The 14573-nt window shown below is 72.1% G+C and carries 16 protein-coding genes; 4 read left to right on the top strand and 12 right to left on the bottom strand.

Annotation, left to right across the window (positions count from 1 at the left end; translation table 11 throughout):
- Nucleotides 1–62: 62 nt before the first annotated feature.
- From ACFQU3_RS03060 to ACFQU3_RS03050, 3 genes are read right to left on the bottom strand one after another with little or no spacing between them, the layout of a single operon-like run.
- Complete coding sequence (locus ACFQU3_RS03060; RefSeq protein WP_385906282.1) at nt 63–776, bottom strand: response regulator; 714 nt, start codon at nt 774–776, stop codon at nt 63–65.
- Between the two features lie 55 nt (nt 777–831).
- Nucleotides 832–2085 carry a MacS family sensor histidine kinase gene (gene macS, locus ACFQU3_RS03055; protein ID WP_385906279.1) on the bottom strand — a complete coding sequence of 418 codons (1254 nt, stop codon included), beginning with the start codon at nt 2083–2085 and terminating at the stop codon, nt 832–834.
- 4 nt (nt 2086–2089) lie between these two features.
- On the bottom strand, nt 2090–2980 hold the full coding sequence (locus ACFQU3_RS03050) for a 1-acyl-sn-glycerol-3-phosphate acyltransferase (RefSeq protein WP_385906276.1): 891 nt from the start codon (nt 2978–2980) through the stop codon (nt 2090–2092).
- A gap of 177 nt (nt 2981–3157) precedes the next feature.
- Between ACFQU3_RS03050 and ACFQU3_RS03045 the strand changes: the two genes are divergently transcribed.
- Complete coding sequence (locus tag ACFQU3_RS03045) at nt 3158–3832, top strand: hypothetical protein (protein WP_385906273.1); 675 nt, start codon at nt 3158–3160, stop codon at nt 3830–3832.
- On the opposite strand, the gene ACFQU3_RS03040 is transcribed toward ACFQU3_RS03045, so the two are convergent.
- Genes ACFQU3_RS03040 through ACFQU3_RS03025 form a run of 4 tightly spaced genes read right to left on the bottom strand, consistent with a single transcriptional unit; the run spans nt 3829 to nt 6557 of the window.
- Nucleotides 3829–4536 (bottom strand): endonuclease/exonuclease/phosphatase family protein, encoded by a 708-nt coding sequence (locus ACFQU3_RS03040; RefSeq protein WP_385906270.1) that lies wholly within the window; start codon nt 4534–4536, stop codon nt 3829–3831. The genes ACFQU3_RS03045 and ACFQU3_RS03040 overlap by 4 nt on opposite strands.
- Before the next feature lie 51 nt (nt 4537–4587).
- Nucleotides 4588–5556, bottom strand: coding sequence for an ROK family glucokinase (locus ACFQU3_RS03035; RefSeq protein ID WP_385906267.1), 969 nt, complete (start codon nt 5554–5556; stop codon nt 4588–4590).
- Nucleotides 5553–6107 (bottom strand): hypothetical protein, encoded by a 555-nt coding sequence (locus ACFQU3_RS03030; RefSeq protein WP_385906264.1) that lies wholly within the window; start codon nt 6105–6107, stop codon nt 5553–5555. Before ACFQU3_RS03030 ends, ACFQU3_RS03035 begins: the two co-directional genes overlap by 4 nt.
- Before the next feature lie 6 nt (nt 6108–6113).
- Nucleotides 6114–6557 carry an SRPBCC family protein gene (locus ACFQU3_RS03025; RefSeq protein WP_385906261.1) on the bottom strand — a complete coding sequence of 148 codons (444 nt, stop codon included), beginning with the start codon at nt 6555–6557 and terminating at the stop codon, nt 6114–6116.
- A 222-nt stretch (nt 6558–6779) separates the two neighbouring features.
- Between ACFQU3_RS03025 and ACFQU3_RS03020 the strand changes: the two genes are divergently transcribed.
- Nucleotides 6780–8570: an AMP-dependent synthetase/ligase gene (locus ACFQU3_RS03020; RefSeq protein ID WP_385906258.1), complete on the top strand. Its 1791-nt coding sequence runs from the start codon at nt 6780–6782 to the stop codon at nt 8568–8570.
- 60 nt (nt 8571–8630) lie between these two features.
- On the opposite strand, the gene ACFQU3_RS03015 is transcribed toward ACFQU3_RS03020, so the two are convergent.
- Together ACFQU3_RS03015 and ACFQU3_RS03010 are read right to left on the bottom strand one after the other, a co-directional pair.
- The gene (locus ACFQU3_RS03015) at nt 8631–9983 is read right to left on the bottom strand and encodes a hypothetical protein (RefSeq protein ID WP_385906255.1); all 1353 of its coding nucleotides are present in this window, start codon (nt 9981–9983) and stop codon (nt 8631–8633) included.
- Nucleotides 9984–10030: 47 nt separating this feature from the next.
- Nucleotides 10031–10300: a hypothetical protein gene (locus tag ACFQU3_RS03010; protein ID WP_385906252.1), complete on the bottom strand. Its 270-nt coding sequence runs from the start codon at nt 10298–10300 to the stop codon at nt 10031–10033.
- Nucleotides 10301–10511: 211 nt separating this feature from the next.
- Here ACFQU3_RS03010 and ACFQU3_RS03005 point away from each other — a divergent pair, with 211 nt between their 5' ends.
- Nucleotides 10512–12320, top strand: coding sequence for a DEDD exonuclease domain-containing protein (locus ACFQU3_RS03005; protein ID WP_385906249.1), 1809 nt, complete (start codon nt 10512–10514; stop codon nt 12318–12320).
- 30 nt (nt 12321–12350) lie between these two features.
- Nucleotides 12351–12635: an Lrp/AsnC family transcriptional regulator gene (locus ACFQU3_RS03000; protein WP_385906246.1), complete on the top strand. Its 285-nt coding sequence runs from the start codon at nt 12351–12353 to the stop codon at nt 12633–12635.
- 3 nt (nt 12636–12638) lie between these two features.
- Here ACFQU3_RS03000 and ACFQU3_RS02995 read toward each other — a convergent pair whose 3' ends face one another.
- The 3 genes from ACFQU3_RS02995 to ACFQU3_RS02985 all read right to left on the bottom strand — a co-directional run bounded on the left by ACFQU3_RS02995 (nt 12639) and on the right by ACFQU3_RS02985 (nt 14430).
- Nucleotides 12639–12830, bottom strand: a complete 192-nt coding sequence (locus ACFQU3_RS02995; RefSeq protein ID WP_385906243.1) for a hypothetical protein — start codon at nt 12828–12830, stop codon at nt 12639–12641.
- Between the two features lie 76 nt (nt 12831–12906).
- Entirely contained in the window at nt 12907–13956 is a 1050-nt protein-coding gene (gene trpD / locus ACFQU3_RS02990) for an anthranilate phosphoribosyltransferase (protein ID WP_385906241.1), read from the bottom strand.
- A gap of 3 nt (nt 13957–13959) precedes the next feature.
- Nucleotides 13960–14430: a response regulator gene (locus ACFQU3_RS02985; protein WP_385906238.1), complete on the bottom strand. Its 471-nt coding sequence runs from the start codon at nt 14428–14430 to the stop codon at nt 13960–13962.
- Between the last annotated feature and the right edge of the window lie 143 nt (nt 14431–14573).

Raw genomic sequence — 14573 nt, 5'->3', positions numbered from 1 at the left:
CGGCCGATGCAAAGTGCCCACTCGACGGTCGAGTGGGCAGTTTCACCCGTTCGCGTCTGGGGTCAGGTGCCCGGGTCGGCCAGGTCGAGTCCGCGCTCCATCGCGAAGCGGACGAGCTCGACGCGGTTGTGCATCTGGAGCTTGCCGAAGATGTTCTGCACGTGGTTCTGGACCGTGCGGTGCGACAGGAACAGGGTGGCCGCGATCTCCTTGTAGCCCATGCCCGTCGCGACGTACTTGAGGATCTCGGTCTCGCGGTCGGTCAGCTCGGGGATGGGCCGCTCGGCCGTGCCGCCCCCGGCTGCCTTGGCCCGGCGGAACTCCCCGAGCACGAGACCGGCGAGCCCCGCTGTGAAGACCGGCTCGCCCGCTGCCGTCGCACGCACGGCCGCGAGGAACTCCTCGCGGCCGGCCGACTTGACGAGATAGCCGAGAGCGCCCGCCTTGACCGCGTCGAGGACGTCCTGGTGGTCGCCGCTCGCGGAGAGGATGAGGATTCGTGTCGGCACCTGCGCGGCCGCGAGGGCAGCACACACCTGGGCACCGGTCAGGCCGGGAAGGTTGAGGTCGAGGACGAGCACGTCCGGCACCGTCGCTCGGGTGCGGGCGACGGCGGACCGTCCGTCGTCCGCGGTGGCGAGCACCTCGAAGCCGGCGTCGGCGAGGTCACGGGCGACGGCATCACGCCACATCGGGTGGTCGTCGGCCACGACCACCCGGATGTGCTCGTTCGTCGCTCCCTCGTCCTGGGACGCTGCGTCGTCCTGCTCCGTCACGATGCTCCTCGTCGATGGGTCGGGATGTCCGGTTGGCCACCATGGTGGCGGTTCCTCACCGTGCTGTCCGCCGATTGGGAATGCGCAGCTCGACCGTCGTGCCGCCGTTTGCGCCGGAGGTGATGGTGGCCGTGCCCCCGAGGTCGGCGGCCCGACCGCGGATGCTGGACGAGACGCCGAGCCGGCCCTGTCCGACCGCCTCCTCGAGTCGTCCCGCCGCGAGGCCGCGGCCCGAGTCGCGGATCGTCACGGCGATCTCGTCGCCGTCGTCGTCGAGGAGCACCCAGGCCCGGGCGTCCTCGCCGGCGTGCTGGCGTACGTTGTCGAGCGCGGCCTCGACCGCGGCGACCACCTCGTCCGCCACGCGCCGCGGGAGCACGACCGGGTCGGCGGGCGACACCAGCTGGACGTCCTCGCCCTCGACGTGGCGCAGCAGTCCGCGCAGGTCGGCGTCGCCGCTGACGGCTCGGCTCACCTCGGCCAGGTCGGTCTGGCTGACGAGCGTGCGCAGGATCCGCTCCTGCTCCCCCGCCATCGCGCCGAGACGCGCGGCCTCGCCCCCGAGGTCGGAGGCCCGCCGGTTGATGAACGAGAGCGTCTGGAGCACGCCGTCGTGGACGGTCCTCGCCAGGCGGTCGCGCTCGGCGCGGGCGGCGTCGAGCCTCATGGCCTCGGCGAGCGCCGAGTGGCTCGAGCGGGCGAGATCGACGCAGTAGCCGATGCAGCCGCCGATCAGCAGTCCGAAGATCGAGTTCGAGACGGTGTTGGCCGTCGGTTCGACGACCTCGACGAAGGAGGACGCAGCGACGAGCGAGGCCGCTGCCAGGCCGCCGCGCCAGCCGCGCAGGACCGCGAAGCCCACGACGGCGGCGGTCGGCCAGATCGACGGGATCGTCTTCGCGCCGGCCGTGATGACGTCAGGGTGGTCGACGAGACGCGTCGCGAGGATGGCGGAGCACCCGAGCGCGAGCTCGACGGTATAGGCCCGGACCGTGCGCATCGGCCGAAGGGTCTGCACGGTCGTCCAGCCCGTCAGCACGCCGAGGACCGCGACCGCGCCGACGAGGTGCGCGATCTGCCCGTGGCGCTGCCACACCGACCACGCGGCATACACCAGAGCGAGCCAGCGGAAGACGTCGATGCCGCGCCAGAGCGCCCGGACGATGGCGTGCTCGTCGAGGACGGGCGTGGTCGAGGCCTCCACGACGGTCGCGCCGACATCCGTGCCCACACGGCGCCGCTGGGGAGCGGCCACCGCATCGGAGCCGCCGAGGCGGTCCGGGTCGGCGCCGTGGCGCGGGGAGCTCATGGCGTCAGGACGCCGCCACGACAGGACCGTCGCCTTCGTCGTCGCGGGCGTCGTCGTCGGACTCGGCCCGGGAGGCGGTGCTGTCCGTCGTGGCGTCGAGAGTCGCGTCGGCCAGACGCTGCTTGCCCTCGGCGGCGTCGAGCGCCTCCTCGAGCTCGGGCGCGGCGCTGCCGGGTTTGGCGGCCTCCTGCAGCTCCCGGGCCTTGGCACGGGCAGCCTGGACGAGACGGTCCTTCATCGACGTGGCGTACATGTCGACGTACTCCTGGCCCGACAGCAGCATGAGCTCGTACATGATCTCGTCCGTGATCGAGCGCAGGACGAAGCGGTCGTCCTCCATGCCCTCGTAGCGGGAGAAGTCGAGCGGCTTGCCGACGCGCACGCCGACGCGCATGATGCGCGGGATGACCTTGCCGGTCGGCTGCGCCTTGTCGGTGCCGATCATGGCGACCGGGATGACGCTGACCTTGCCCTCGAGCGCCATCCGCGCGACGCCGGTGCGACCGCGGTAGAGGCGACCGTCGGGCGAACGGGTGCCCTCGGGGTAGATGCCGAGCAGCTCGCCGCGACGCAGCACCCGCAGACCCGAGCTCAGCGCCGCGTTGCTCGCCTTGCCCCCTGAGCGGTCGACGGGGAGCTGCCCGACGCCCTTGAAGAACGCGGCGGTGAGCCGGCCCTTGATGCCGCGGCCGGTGAAGTAGTCGCTCTTGGCCAGGAAGGTGACACGGCGCGACACGACGAGCGGCAGGAAGATCGAGTCGGAGAAGGACAGGTGGTTGCTCGCGAAGATCGCGGCTCCCTCTGCGGGGATGTTGTCCTCCCCTTCCACCCACGGACGGAAGAGGAGCTTGATGATCGGCCCGATGACGATCGTCTTGAGGAACCAGTAGAACAACCGTGTCCGCCTTCCAACGGTGACGGCTCGAACTCTACGACACTCGCGCGCACGCGGCGCCGCATGCGAGGATCAGTTGGTCCAGCCGCTTCACCGCCAGGAGCCCAACGTGACGGTCCTCTCCGACGCCGCAGCTGCCTCCGGCGCGTCCCCCCGGCGGGCGTGCGGGGTGACCTCGTGAGCGAGCGCGACCTCGACGCGGAGTTCGAGCGGATCATCGCCGGCTGGAACGACGAGGCTCCCGAGCCGCAGCCACGCGACGGTTCCTCCGACCACACCTCCGAGCACGTCCCCGACCTCACCGACGACCTCGCCCCCGATCTCACCGCCGATGGTGTCGATGACGACAGGACCGACAGCGACGACGGGACCGACACCGTCTCACCGGATCTCGCGGCACACCCCGCGGGAGACCCCGCGGACACCGTCGAACGCGCGGTCGAGCGCCCGACGGACCGCACTGCCGACCCGGCGGCGCCGCCCGTGCAACCCGGCGCATCCGATGTGCTCGAGCTCCCGATCGCGCCGACGACGTCGCACGCCTGGCGAGGGGGCACCCCCCAGCGCGACGACGCCGACGAGATCCTCGATGCCGTCGAGCCCGACAGCGACCACTTCGTGCCGCCGTCGGAGATCGACCTTCCCTCGGCCGAGACCGACCCGATGTTCTGGGCGATCGTGGGTGGGCTGGTCGGGGGTCCGCTCCTGCTGCTCTACATTCTCTTCTTCGACCGTGACGGCAGCGGCTGGTGGGTCGTCACCGCCCTGACGATGATCGTCGTCGGGTTCGTGCTGCTCGTGCTGCGCGGCGGCACCGAGCGCGACCCGTTCGACGACGGCACCCGGGTCTAGCGGGTCGGGCTCGACGCGGCGAGAGCGAGGTCGACCCAGACGGGGCGGTGGTCAGAGCCCGCGGCCAGGTCACGCTCCGTCACGGCGTCCGCCGTCGTCCTCGAGCCCACGGCCAGGACCGGCAGCGTCGGCGCCGCGAAGACCACGTCGAGGGCAGCAGTGGGCCGGTGCGCCGGGTAGGTCGCCACGCCGCCCGACACGAGCCGGAAGCGGGTGCCGACGACTGCGTGAGCCTGCCCGTCGGCACCCTCGTTGAGGTCGCCTGCGACGACGACGCGATCCTGAGCGCCCGCACTCGCGCCGAGACGTCCGAGGACCATCAGCGCGTGGCGCACGCGCTCATCGGCCCGCAGACCGAGGTGCACGCTGACGACGGTGACCGGGTCACGGGGGCGACCCTCGCCGACCAGCCGGACGGTCGCGGCGGCATAACCCCTCGACCGGTCGGGGAAGCGGACGGGCAACCGGCCGCGGTGCCTCCCGAGCACCTCGACACGCGGTCCGGTCAGCACGGCCGTGCCGCCCGTGCCCAGCCGGCCGCCGCTCCAGAGCAGGCCGCACCGTCGCGCGAACGCCAGCAGCCGCACCTCGGTCGTGAGGCGGCGGGGCACCTCCTGGAGGCAGAGGACGTCGGGCCGAACCGCGCGCACGACCCGCGCCGCGGCCGCGCGGTCGTCGCGCAGGTCGTGCACGTTGTAGGTCATGACCCGCAGCACGTGCCCGGGTCGAGCCGCACGACCGACGTCGGGCACGAGTCAGCGGCCCACCCGGGCCAGCTCGGCAGCCCCGATGAGCCCCGCGTCGCTGCCCAGCACGGCGCGGACGATGCGTGCCTCCGGGCGGTACCCGCGCCCGGGGAGCTGGCGGCGGAACGCCTCGCGAGCCGGGCCGATGAGCATCTCGTCGGCAGCGCTCACACCGCCGCCGATGACGAACAGGCCGGGGTCGAACGCCGACGCGAGGTTGGCGAGACCGATGCCGAGCCACTTGCCGATGTCGGCGAGCAGCTCGCGGGCCGTGGGGTCGCCGTCGCGCGCGGACTCGGTGATGAACGGACCCGTGAGGGCCGCGGCGTCGCCACCGAGGCGAGCGAGCAGGTCGGCGACAACCGGCGACCCGGCCTCGATCATCGCGCGCGCCTCCCGCACGAGCGCGTTGCCACTCGCGTACTGCTCCCAGCAGCCACGGTTGCCGCACTCGCAGCGCACCCCGCCCGGCATGATCTGCATGTGGCCGAACTCGCCCGCGATGCCGTGCCGACCGCGCTGCACCATGCCGTCGATGATGAGCGCCCCGCCGATACCGGTGCCGAGGGTGATGACGACGACGTGCGACTCGCCCTTCGCTGCACCGAAGCTGGCCTCGGCCCACGCGGCGGCGTTGGCGTCGTTGTCGACGGTGATCGGCAGGTCGATGCGCTGCGCGAGAGCGTCACGCAGCGGCTCGTTGCGCCAGGACAGATGCGGCGCGAAGACGACCGTCGCGCGGTCCTCGGCCACGAAGCCCGCGGCCCCGATGCCGACCGCCACGACGTCCTCACGGTCGACGTGGCGGAGCAGCTCCTCCACGGACTCGACGATGGTGTTCTCGACGACGGCGGGAGACGTCGAACGGTGCGGCGTGTCGCGTCGGGTGCGGTGCGTGATGATGCCCGACTCGTCCACCACGCCGCCGGCGACCTTCGTTCCTCCGATGTCGATGCCGATGGCGAGTCGTCTGCTCATGCGCGTTCTCCGTGTCGGGTCCGTTCGGGGTCGTCGCTCGCCGGCGGGGGCGGCGGGGGCGGCGGGGGCGGCGGGGGCGCAGCGTCGCCCCGGCCGGCGTGACGCTCCCGCTGCGCGGTCGCGAGGTCGCGCAGCGCGGTCGCTGCGAACCCGACGACGTCGGCAACCTTGTCGATGGTGTCCGGGTTGACCTGCTGGACGAACGCGATGAGCTGGCACACGGGGCACACCCGACACGCCGCCGGCGTCGTCCCACCGCAGGTGCACTCACGCCCGGAACCGTGCGGTCTGCGCTCGCCCTCTCCTTGTTCTTCCGGCTCTCCGGACCCTGCCGGCGCGTCGGCGTCGGCCCGGGGCGCGTCACCCGTCGAGCGCGCCCCGCCGGACGGCATACCCGAGGTGCCGGACCAGCCGCGCTGGGAGAGCAGGTCGACCAGCAGGGCGGCTTCCTCGGCGACGCTGCGCACACCGGGCGCACCGGCGGAGCCGGACGTCGTGGAGCTGCCGGCCTGCTCGGCTCCCGAGGAGCCAGTTCCGTCGATCGGCGTCACCGTCGCTCAGGCCTCGACGCGCTTCTTCAGCTCCTTGAGCGCGGTGTCGACGATGACCTTCTCCGCCTTGCGCTTGAGCAGCCCGATCATGGGGATCTTGACGTCGACGGCGAGCCGGTAGGTCACCTTCGTGCCCCCACCCTCGCTCGCGAGCGTGTAGGAGCCGTTCATCGCCTTGAGCACCTGGGCCGAGACGAGCGACCACGAAACGACGCCCGTGCCGTCCTCGACGACGTCCCACTCGTAGTCGAGGACGTAGGTGTCCTTGATGGCGCCGGCATCGAGAGTGAACTGGACCTGGTCGGCCCAGCCGTCCCCCTCCTCGGCGAGCACCGCGACGTCCTTGACCTCACCGGCCCACTCGGGGTACGCGTCGAAGTCCGCGATGACGTCGAGCACCTCGCCCGGAGGAGCGTCGATGACGATGGAGGACTCGGTGCGATCGGCCATGCGCCGAAGGCTATCGCGTCGCCCACGGCGGGTCGGGTGATGTACCACGCCTCTCACGGCGCGTCGGACGCGTGCGAAGATGTGGACGCGGCGGGACCTCCCGACTCAGCGTGGGCGGCCGCCGCATGACCGGGGATCCCGTGTGACCATGGCGACGTGGTCCTCACCGGTTACCGCTCGGTAAGGTGCAGCACAGTTCCGGCCCCGCCATCAGGAGTGACAGTGAAGGACAACGTCGTCGCACCACTTGCCCCCACCACGACGGAGGGCAGCCTTGCCAGCCTCCCCGTGCGCAATGCCGTCGAGGCCCCGGGCGAGACCGCGTTCTCGCGCAAGACACCCTCGGGGGGCTGGACCCACGTCACGTGGTCGCAGTTCGCGGGCGACGTCGCGGCCGTGGCCAAGGGCCTCATCGCCACCGGCGTCGAGGCCGGCGACAGGGTCGCGCTGATGTCGCGTACGCGCTACGAGTGGACGCTCGTCGACTTCGCGGCGTGGAGCGTCGGGGCGGTCGTCGTCCCGATCTACGAGACGTCGTCGGCCGAGCAGGTCCAGTGGATCCTCTCCGACTCCGACGCGCAGTTCGCCGTCGTCGAGACCGACACCCACCGCGCCGTCGTCGAGCAGGTCCGCGGTGACCTCCCGTCGCTGCGCGAGGTCATCACCATCGACGCGGGCGGGCTCGACGCGCTCCGTGACCAGGGCCGGGAGGTCGCCGACGCCGACCTCGACGCACGGCGCGCCGGCATCGACCGTGGCTCGCTCGCCACCATCATCTACACCTCGGGCACGACAGGGCGCCCCAAGGGGTGCGAGCTGACGCACGGCAACTTCCTCGACCTCGCCGAGAACGCCATCGAGAAGCTGGGCCAGGTGGTCCTCTCCGACAACGCGTCGACGCTCCTCTTCCTCCCCCTCGCCCACGTCTTCGCGCGCTTCATCGAGGTCCTGTGCGTCGCGGGCAAGGCGCGGATGGGCCACTCCGCCGACATCAAGACGCTGCTCGACGACTTCGCCGGGTTCCAGCCCACCTTCGTGCTCGCGGTGCCGCGCGTGTTCGAGAAGATCTACAACTCGGCCGAGGCCAAGGCGTCCGCCGAGGGCAAGGGCAAGATCTTCCTGCGTGCCGCGACTGTCGCCATCGCCTACAGCGAGGCGCTCGACGCGGGCGGCCCGAGCCTCGGCCTCAAGGTCCAGCACACCGTCTTCGACCGGCTCGTCTACTCCAAGCTCCGTGCCGCCATGGGCGGCCACGTCCGGTATGCCGTGTCGGGCGGTGCGCCGCTCGGCACCCGTCTCGGCCACTTCTACCGTGGCATCGGCGTGCTGATCCTCGAGGGCTACGGCCTGACCGAGACGACGGCGCCCATCGCGGTCAACACTCCCGACAAGGTCAAGATCGGCACGGTCGGCTACCCGCTGCCGGGGTGTGGCATCCGGATCGCCGACGACGGCGAGATCCTGCTCAAGGGTGTCGGCGTCTTCGGCAGCTACCACGGCAACCGCGAGGCGACCCGGGACGCGCTCGTCGACGGCTGGTTCCACACGGGCGACCTCGGCGAGATGGACGACGACGGCTACCTGCGGATCACCGGGCGCAAGAAGGAGATCCTCGTGACGGCGGGCGGCAAGAACGTCGCCCCCGCGGTGCTGGAGGACCGCCTCCGCGCCCACCCGCTGGTGTCCCAGTGCATCGTCGTCGGCGACCAGAAGCCTTTCATCGGCGCCCTGATCACCCTCGACGAGGAGATGTGGCCGCTCTGGGCCAGGTCGCACGGCGTCGAGGACGTGACGCTCGAGCAGGCACGCACGCACCCCAAAGTGCTCGAGGCGCTCCAGGACGCGGTCGACCGCGCCAACGAAGCCGTCTCCAAGGCCGAGTCGATCCGCAAGTTCACGGTGCTGCCGGGTGACTTCACCGAGGCCAACGGCTACCTGACGCCGTCCCTCAAGCTCAAGCGGAACGTCGTCATGAAGGACTTCGGCGACGAGGTCGAGAAGCTCTACTCCTGAGTCGACCGGGCGCCTGGGCTCGCGCCCGACGGGCCCGGCCGCCGCCTGGTGTGTGTCGCGTCAGCGGAGCAGTGAACGAATGCGCTGCTGCCAGTCGGCGACGAGCTCGGCGCGGGTGGTGCCCAGCTGCCTGCGCAGGGCCTCGTCGACAGCTGCCTCGCGGTCATCGAGCCGCGAGGTCGACACGTCGAGCCCGCCGGCGGCCGCGCGGTAGAGCTGCACGACCGCCTGGGTGCCGTGCGCGTCGGCGAGAGTCCGCAGCGCCAGCAGGGACAGTCCGTATGCGGCCGGCAGGGCTGGGGTGCCCGGGTCGAAATCCGCGTCGGCCGGGAGAGCCCGCGGAAGCCCGTCGGCTCGGACCCGGTCGAGCGCGGGGGCGACGATCGTCGACTCGGGCAGGTCGATCGGCGCATAGGCGACGAGCTCGGCGAAGCCCTCGGACAGCCAGACCGGAACGGCACGAGTCGTCGCCGCCCTGACGGTGACATGGGTCAGCTCGTGCGTCATGACGACGTCGCGACCGGCCGGTTGCAGCGCCGTCCACGCGCCGGGGGCGAGGACGATGCGGTCGGCACCGGCCCGTTCACCCGGCGTGAGGGGTCCATCCGTGGCAGCTGCCACGCCACCGAGGTCGGAGGGCGCCCGGCCGAGCAGACGCGCTGCGTCGGCGTCGGTGGCGGGTGCGATCCACACGGCCGGCTCGGCCCGGCCCCACACGGCGGCCACCCTCGCGCTCGCCGTGCGGGCGCGGCGCGCGACCTCGTCGACCCGGCTGCGCGCGCCCACGGCCAGGACGAGGGCTTTCGCCGAACGGCGCACGACGAGCCCAGGGAGATCCCACGGTTGTGGACGTCCCGACGGTGCTGAGGCGGTGAGCACGACCCGTGCGGCAGCAGCCGGGTCAGCCTTGAAGGTGAGGTCGAGGTCGAATGATCTCGGCTTCGAGTCGAATCCTCGGAGTCTGTACGTCAGGCTCGCCCGGACGTCCCACTCGACCTCGGTGCCCGCCACTGCGGGCACCGGCGCCGTCGTCTCTCGCACCCGTACGAGCCGCACGTCGCCGACGCCCATCTCGGACATGCGGTCGAAGACGGCGGACTGCCCGGCGCGGAGATTGGAGCCGGCAGGCCCGGCGAGCGCGGCGAGCCATCCCGCGCGATCCCCCCGGTCCACCATGTCTGCCCTGGCTCGGAGCACGCCGGTGACAGCCTTCTCCCGCTCTGCCGCCCACGCCTCTGGTGGGACGTCGCTCGAGGCGGGTGCGCCGGGGGCGGTGCCGCCGGCGGTGGTGACGGGTCCTGACGGCGCGACAGGACCGCCCGTGGTGGACGTGCAGGCGCTCGGCAGGAGCGCGACGAGCGCCACCAGAACGGTGGAGGCTGCGAGGGCACGTCGGCGGCTCGGGCTGAACACCGCGTCATCGTGCCATGCGGCAACTGCGGGGACGGTCGGCGAACGGCTCAGACCGCTCGGCGGGCGCGGTGCCGCGGTGCCTGCTCGACAGGGTCGAGCTGGGCACGGGTCGCGTTGGCGGTGGCCGCCGTGACGAGGCCGGCAGCGAGGAACGCCGACACGGCGCGCCGTTCGGCGCGGTCCAGGGGCGCCGTCACGTCATCGGCACCGCCCACGCCCGGCCCCGGCCGCATCGGGATCGCCGTCAGCGCGGTCACCATGCAGTCTGCGCAGTGGACGTCCCGCACCGGGCAGGTCTGGCAGTCGACGAGCATCATCCTGTTCCACCCTTCGTCTTCTCGTTGCGATCTGTCGAGAAAGACGCTAGGTGCGTCCACTGACACTGCCCGCGCCACTGCGTGCCGGGTGCGGTTTCGCCGACCACCCCGCAGACGTCCCGCCACCGTCGTGCTGCAACGGTCGCCACGACTGCCGACGTCCGCGGAGGCCTTGCGGCAGAAGGGGTCCCACCGCCGCGCCTCCGAGGCAATGTCGGCGCCTCGGCATACCGTCAGGGCCATGCAAGCGATCCAGGCGACGTTCGACGACCTCGGCACCCCCCTTGCCGGCGTCACGTTCGTCGTCGTGGACCTCGAGACGACGGGTGGCACCCCTGCGCAGTGCGGCATCACCGAGATCGGGGCCGTCAAGGTGCGCGGAGGCGTGGTGCTCGGCGAGTTCCAGACCCTCGTCAACCCCGCCGAGCCCATCCCCGCGTTCATCTCCGTCCTGACCGGCATCACCGACGCGATGGTCGGTGACGCGCCGCGCATCGCGACCGCGCTGCCGGCGTTCCTCGAGTTCGCCGCCGGCAGCGTCCTCGTCGCGCACAACGCCGGCTTCGACATCGGCTTCCTCAAGGCGGCGGCGGCCCGAGTCGGGGCTCCGTGGCCGGGGTTCCCCGTCCTCGACACGTTGCAGCTCGCCCGCCAGCTGGTCGTGCGTGACGAGTCGCCCAACCACCGGCTCGCCTCGCTGGCGCAGGTGTTCGGCTCCCCCACGACGCCCGACCACCGCGCGCTGCACGACGCGCGCGCGACCGTGGACGTCCTCCACGGGCTCATCGAGCGCGTCGGCAACCTCGGTGTGCAGACGCTCGAGGAGCTCTCGAGCTACAGCTCCCGGGTCACGCCGGCGCAGCGGCGCAAGCGCTTCCTCGCCGACCCGCTGCCGAGTGCGCCCGGCGTCTACCTCTTCAAGGACGCCAACGACCGCGTCCTCTACGTCGGCACGAGCCGCGACATCCGCACTCGCGTACGCACGTACTTCACGGCCTCAGAGCAACGGAGCCGGATGGCCGAGATGGTGCGCCTCGCTCACGCCGTCCACCCGGTGGTCTGCCAGACCTCGCTCGAGGCGCAGGTGCGAGAGCTGCGCCTCATCGACGAGCACAAGCCACGCTTCAACCGTCGGTCCAAGGACGGCCGCAAGGCCATGTGGGTCAAGCTCACCCAGGAGCGCTTTCCCCGGCTGTCGATCGTCAAGCAGGTCCGCGACGACGGCGCGCACTACATCGGACCGTTCCGGTCACGGGCCACGGCACAGTCCGCCATCGATGCGGTCCACGAGGTCGTCCCCCTGCGCCAGTGCACGGGCCGGCTCACCGGCCGCGGAACCGCGTGCGCTCTGGCCGACATGGGCCGGTGCGGCGCGCCGTGCACCGGCGCGCAGTCCGAGGGCGACTACGCCATCGTCGTCGCCGAGTGCCGCGAGATCTTCACGGGCAACGCCCGGCCCAGCGCGGAGCTGCTCCGCACCCGGCTCGAGGAGCTCGCGTCGCAGGAGCGCTTCGAGGACGCCGCACGCGTGCGTGACCGCTTCCTGCAGCTCGTGCGCGGTGCCGCCAGAGCCCAGCGACTGGCGCCGCTCACCCGCTCCCCCGAGATCGTCGCCGCTCGCCGCAGCGACCTCGGCGGGTGGGAGCTCGTCACGGTGCGACACGGGCGGCTGGCCGGCACCGCGGTCAGCCCGCGCGGCGCCGACCCGATGCCTTACGTGCACGCGATGCAGGCCACCGCCGAGGTCGTGCCGCCGCCGTCCCCCGACCGTCCAGCAGCCCTGACCGAGGAGACGGAGATCCTGCTGCGTTGGCTCGAGGCCCCGGGGGTGCGCATCGTCGAGCTCGACGGGTCGTGGACCTGCCCCGTCGGTGGTGCCGGGTCGGTGCGCAGCGAGCTGGAGCCGGCCGTCGCCTCGGCGCACGACGTCGTGGGCTTCGACCGTGACGTGCCCGGCTCCAACCACGGTCGACGCGAGCCCGGGCGGGGACGACGCGACGGCCTGCGCCGCGCTGGCTAGCGGCACGAGCGGTGCGGCTAGGGTGTCCTCGTGATCACCGCCATCGTCATGATCAGCTGCGAGGTCGACCGGATCCCCGAGGTCGCCGAGACCATCGCCGAGATCCCTGCCGTGTCCGAGGTCTACTCCGTGACGGGCGACGCCGACCTCATCGCCATGGTGCGGGTCAAGGCGCACGAGGAGTTCGCCGACGTCATCGCCGACCAGCTCAACAAGGTTGAGGGCATCGTCGGCACGTCCACGCACATCGCGTTTCGCACCTACTCGTCGCACGACCTCGAGGCGGCGTTCAGTCTGGGACTCGAGGGCGAGTAGGCCTCAGTCCGCTGCTGCCTCCGTCACCCGGAGGTGCCCGACCGGCGTGTACGTCGAGTCCATGAGCTCGACCTCCGTGCCCGCGCCGAGCTCCATCTGCTTGAGGGCGCCGGCCCAGTAGCGCAGGATCCGGGCCACCTCGTCCTCAGGGGTCCCCGTGACGGCGTCCAGGTCGATGTCGATGACGAAGCGCATCCACCCACGCTAGCTGCCGCCTCGACGGGCCGAACGCGTCCGGCACACACCGAGAAGGCGGAGGGGCCGCGAAGGGTCAGCGGTGGGTGGCGGCCACCCACCGCTCGAGGAGCGCCGTCGCGGCGCCTGAGTCGATGGCCTCGGCCGCGAGGTCCATCCCGGCGCGCAGGTCGCCGTCGAAGTCGACCTCTGACGAGCCCGAATCGGGCCGGGTCAGGGCCAGCGCGATGCCGGCGTTGAGCAGCACCGCGTCACGGACCGCACCGGCGGCCCCCGCGAACGTGTCGCGGACGACCCCGGCGTTGTGCGCCGCGTCGCCGCCTCGCAGGTCCTCGATGGGATGCAGCGCCAGGCCGAGGCGCGTCGGGTCCACCGACCGCTCGGTCACGGTGCCGCCGCGCACCCACCACACGTGGGTCGTCGTCGAGACCGTGATCTCGTCGAGGCCGTCGTCTCCGCGGAAGACGGCGGCGTCCTTGCCGCGATCGGCGAAGACGCCAGCCAACAGCGGGGCCATGCGGGCGTCCGCGCAGCCGACGGCGGCATACGTCGGCTGGGCTGGGTTGGTCAACGGGCCCAGGAAGTTGAACGCGGTGCCGATGCCGAGGTCACGCCGCGGCACGGCGGTGTGCCGGAACGAGGGGTGGAAGGTCTGCGCGAAGCAGAACGTGATGCCGGCCTCGTTGGCGACCTCGACGACCCGCTCGGGCGTCAGCGTCAGGTCGACCCCGAGGGCCTCGAGGACGTCGGCCGATCCCGAGGAGGACGAGGCCGCCCGGTTGCCGTGCTTGACGAGTCTGACCCCGGCCGCCGCCACCACCATCGAGGCCATCGTCGAGATGTTGACGGTGTGCGCCCGGTCGCCGCCCGTGCCGACGATGTCGAGGCTCGGCCCCGGCACCTCGATGCGGTTGGCGTGCGCGAGCATCTGCTCGGCGAGGCCACGCATCTCCTCGATGCTCTCGCCCTTGGCCCGCAGGCCGATGAGGAAGCCGGCGACCTGCGACGGGGTCGCCTCCCCGGACATGATCTGCGCCATCGCCCACTCGGCCGTCGCGCGGTCGAGGTCACGACCCGCGATGAGGTCGCTGAGCAGGGCCGGCCAGGTCGTCGTCTCAGGCGCCATGCGTCAGGCCGTGGGCACGCCCGAGCGCGCGAGCGTGGCAATGGCCGACGTCAGCGCGATCGGGTCGAGCGGGTGCGGGACGGCAAGGTCGGCCTGCGACCACGCGGCGAGCCAGCTGTCCTGCGGGCGGCCTGTGAGCACGACGATCGGCGGGCACTCGAAGATCTCGTTCTTCAGCTGGCGGGCCAGGCCGAGCCCGCCCACCTTGGCTGCCTCTCCGTCGAGGACGAGGATGTCGAAGCGCTCGGACTCGACCGAGCTGATGACGGCGTCGGCCGTCGCGCACTCGTGCCAGCGGACCACCTCGACGTCCTTGGCGGGACGACGCCCGACCGCGGCACGCACGGCGTCGCGCGTCGTGTAGTCGTCGCTGTAGAGCAGGACGCTGACCCGCGCCACAGGCTTCGCCGACGCGGTGGTCGTCGCGACCTCCGTGGACGTGCCCTGGGCTGCGCTGTCGTTCGAGGCGGTCATGCCGGCGATGCTACCGGGCTGGATGCTCCTCGCCGCACCGACCTCCCGACCTGCGGGACGAGGGGTGGGACGGCGTCTTGAGCCGGCCGTGGGAAGGTTGTCCCGGACGGCCCGGAGCACGGCTGTTCAGGGTTCGTGTCGGA

Source organism: Terrabacter sp. GCM10028922 (genome assembly GCF_042666095.1).
Classification (GTDB): domain Bacteria; phylum Actinomycetota; class Actinomycetes; order Actinomycetales; family Dermatophilaceae; genus Terrabacter.
This window is presented reverse-complemented; position numbering and strand designations above follow the sequence as displayed.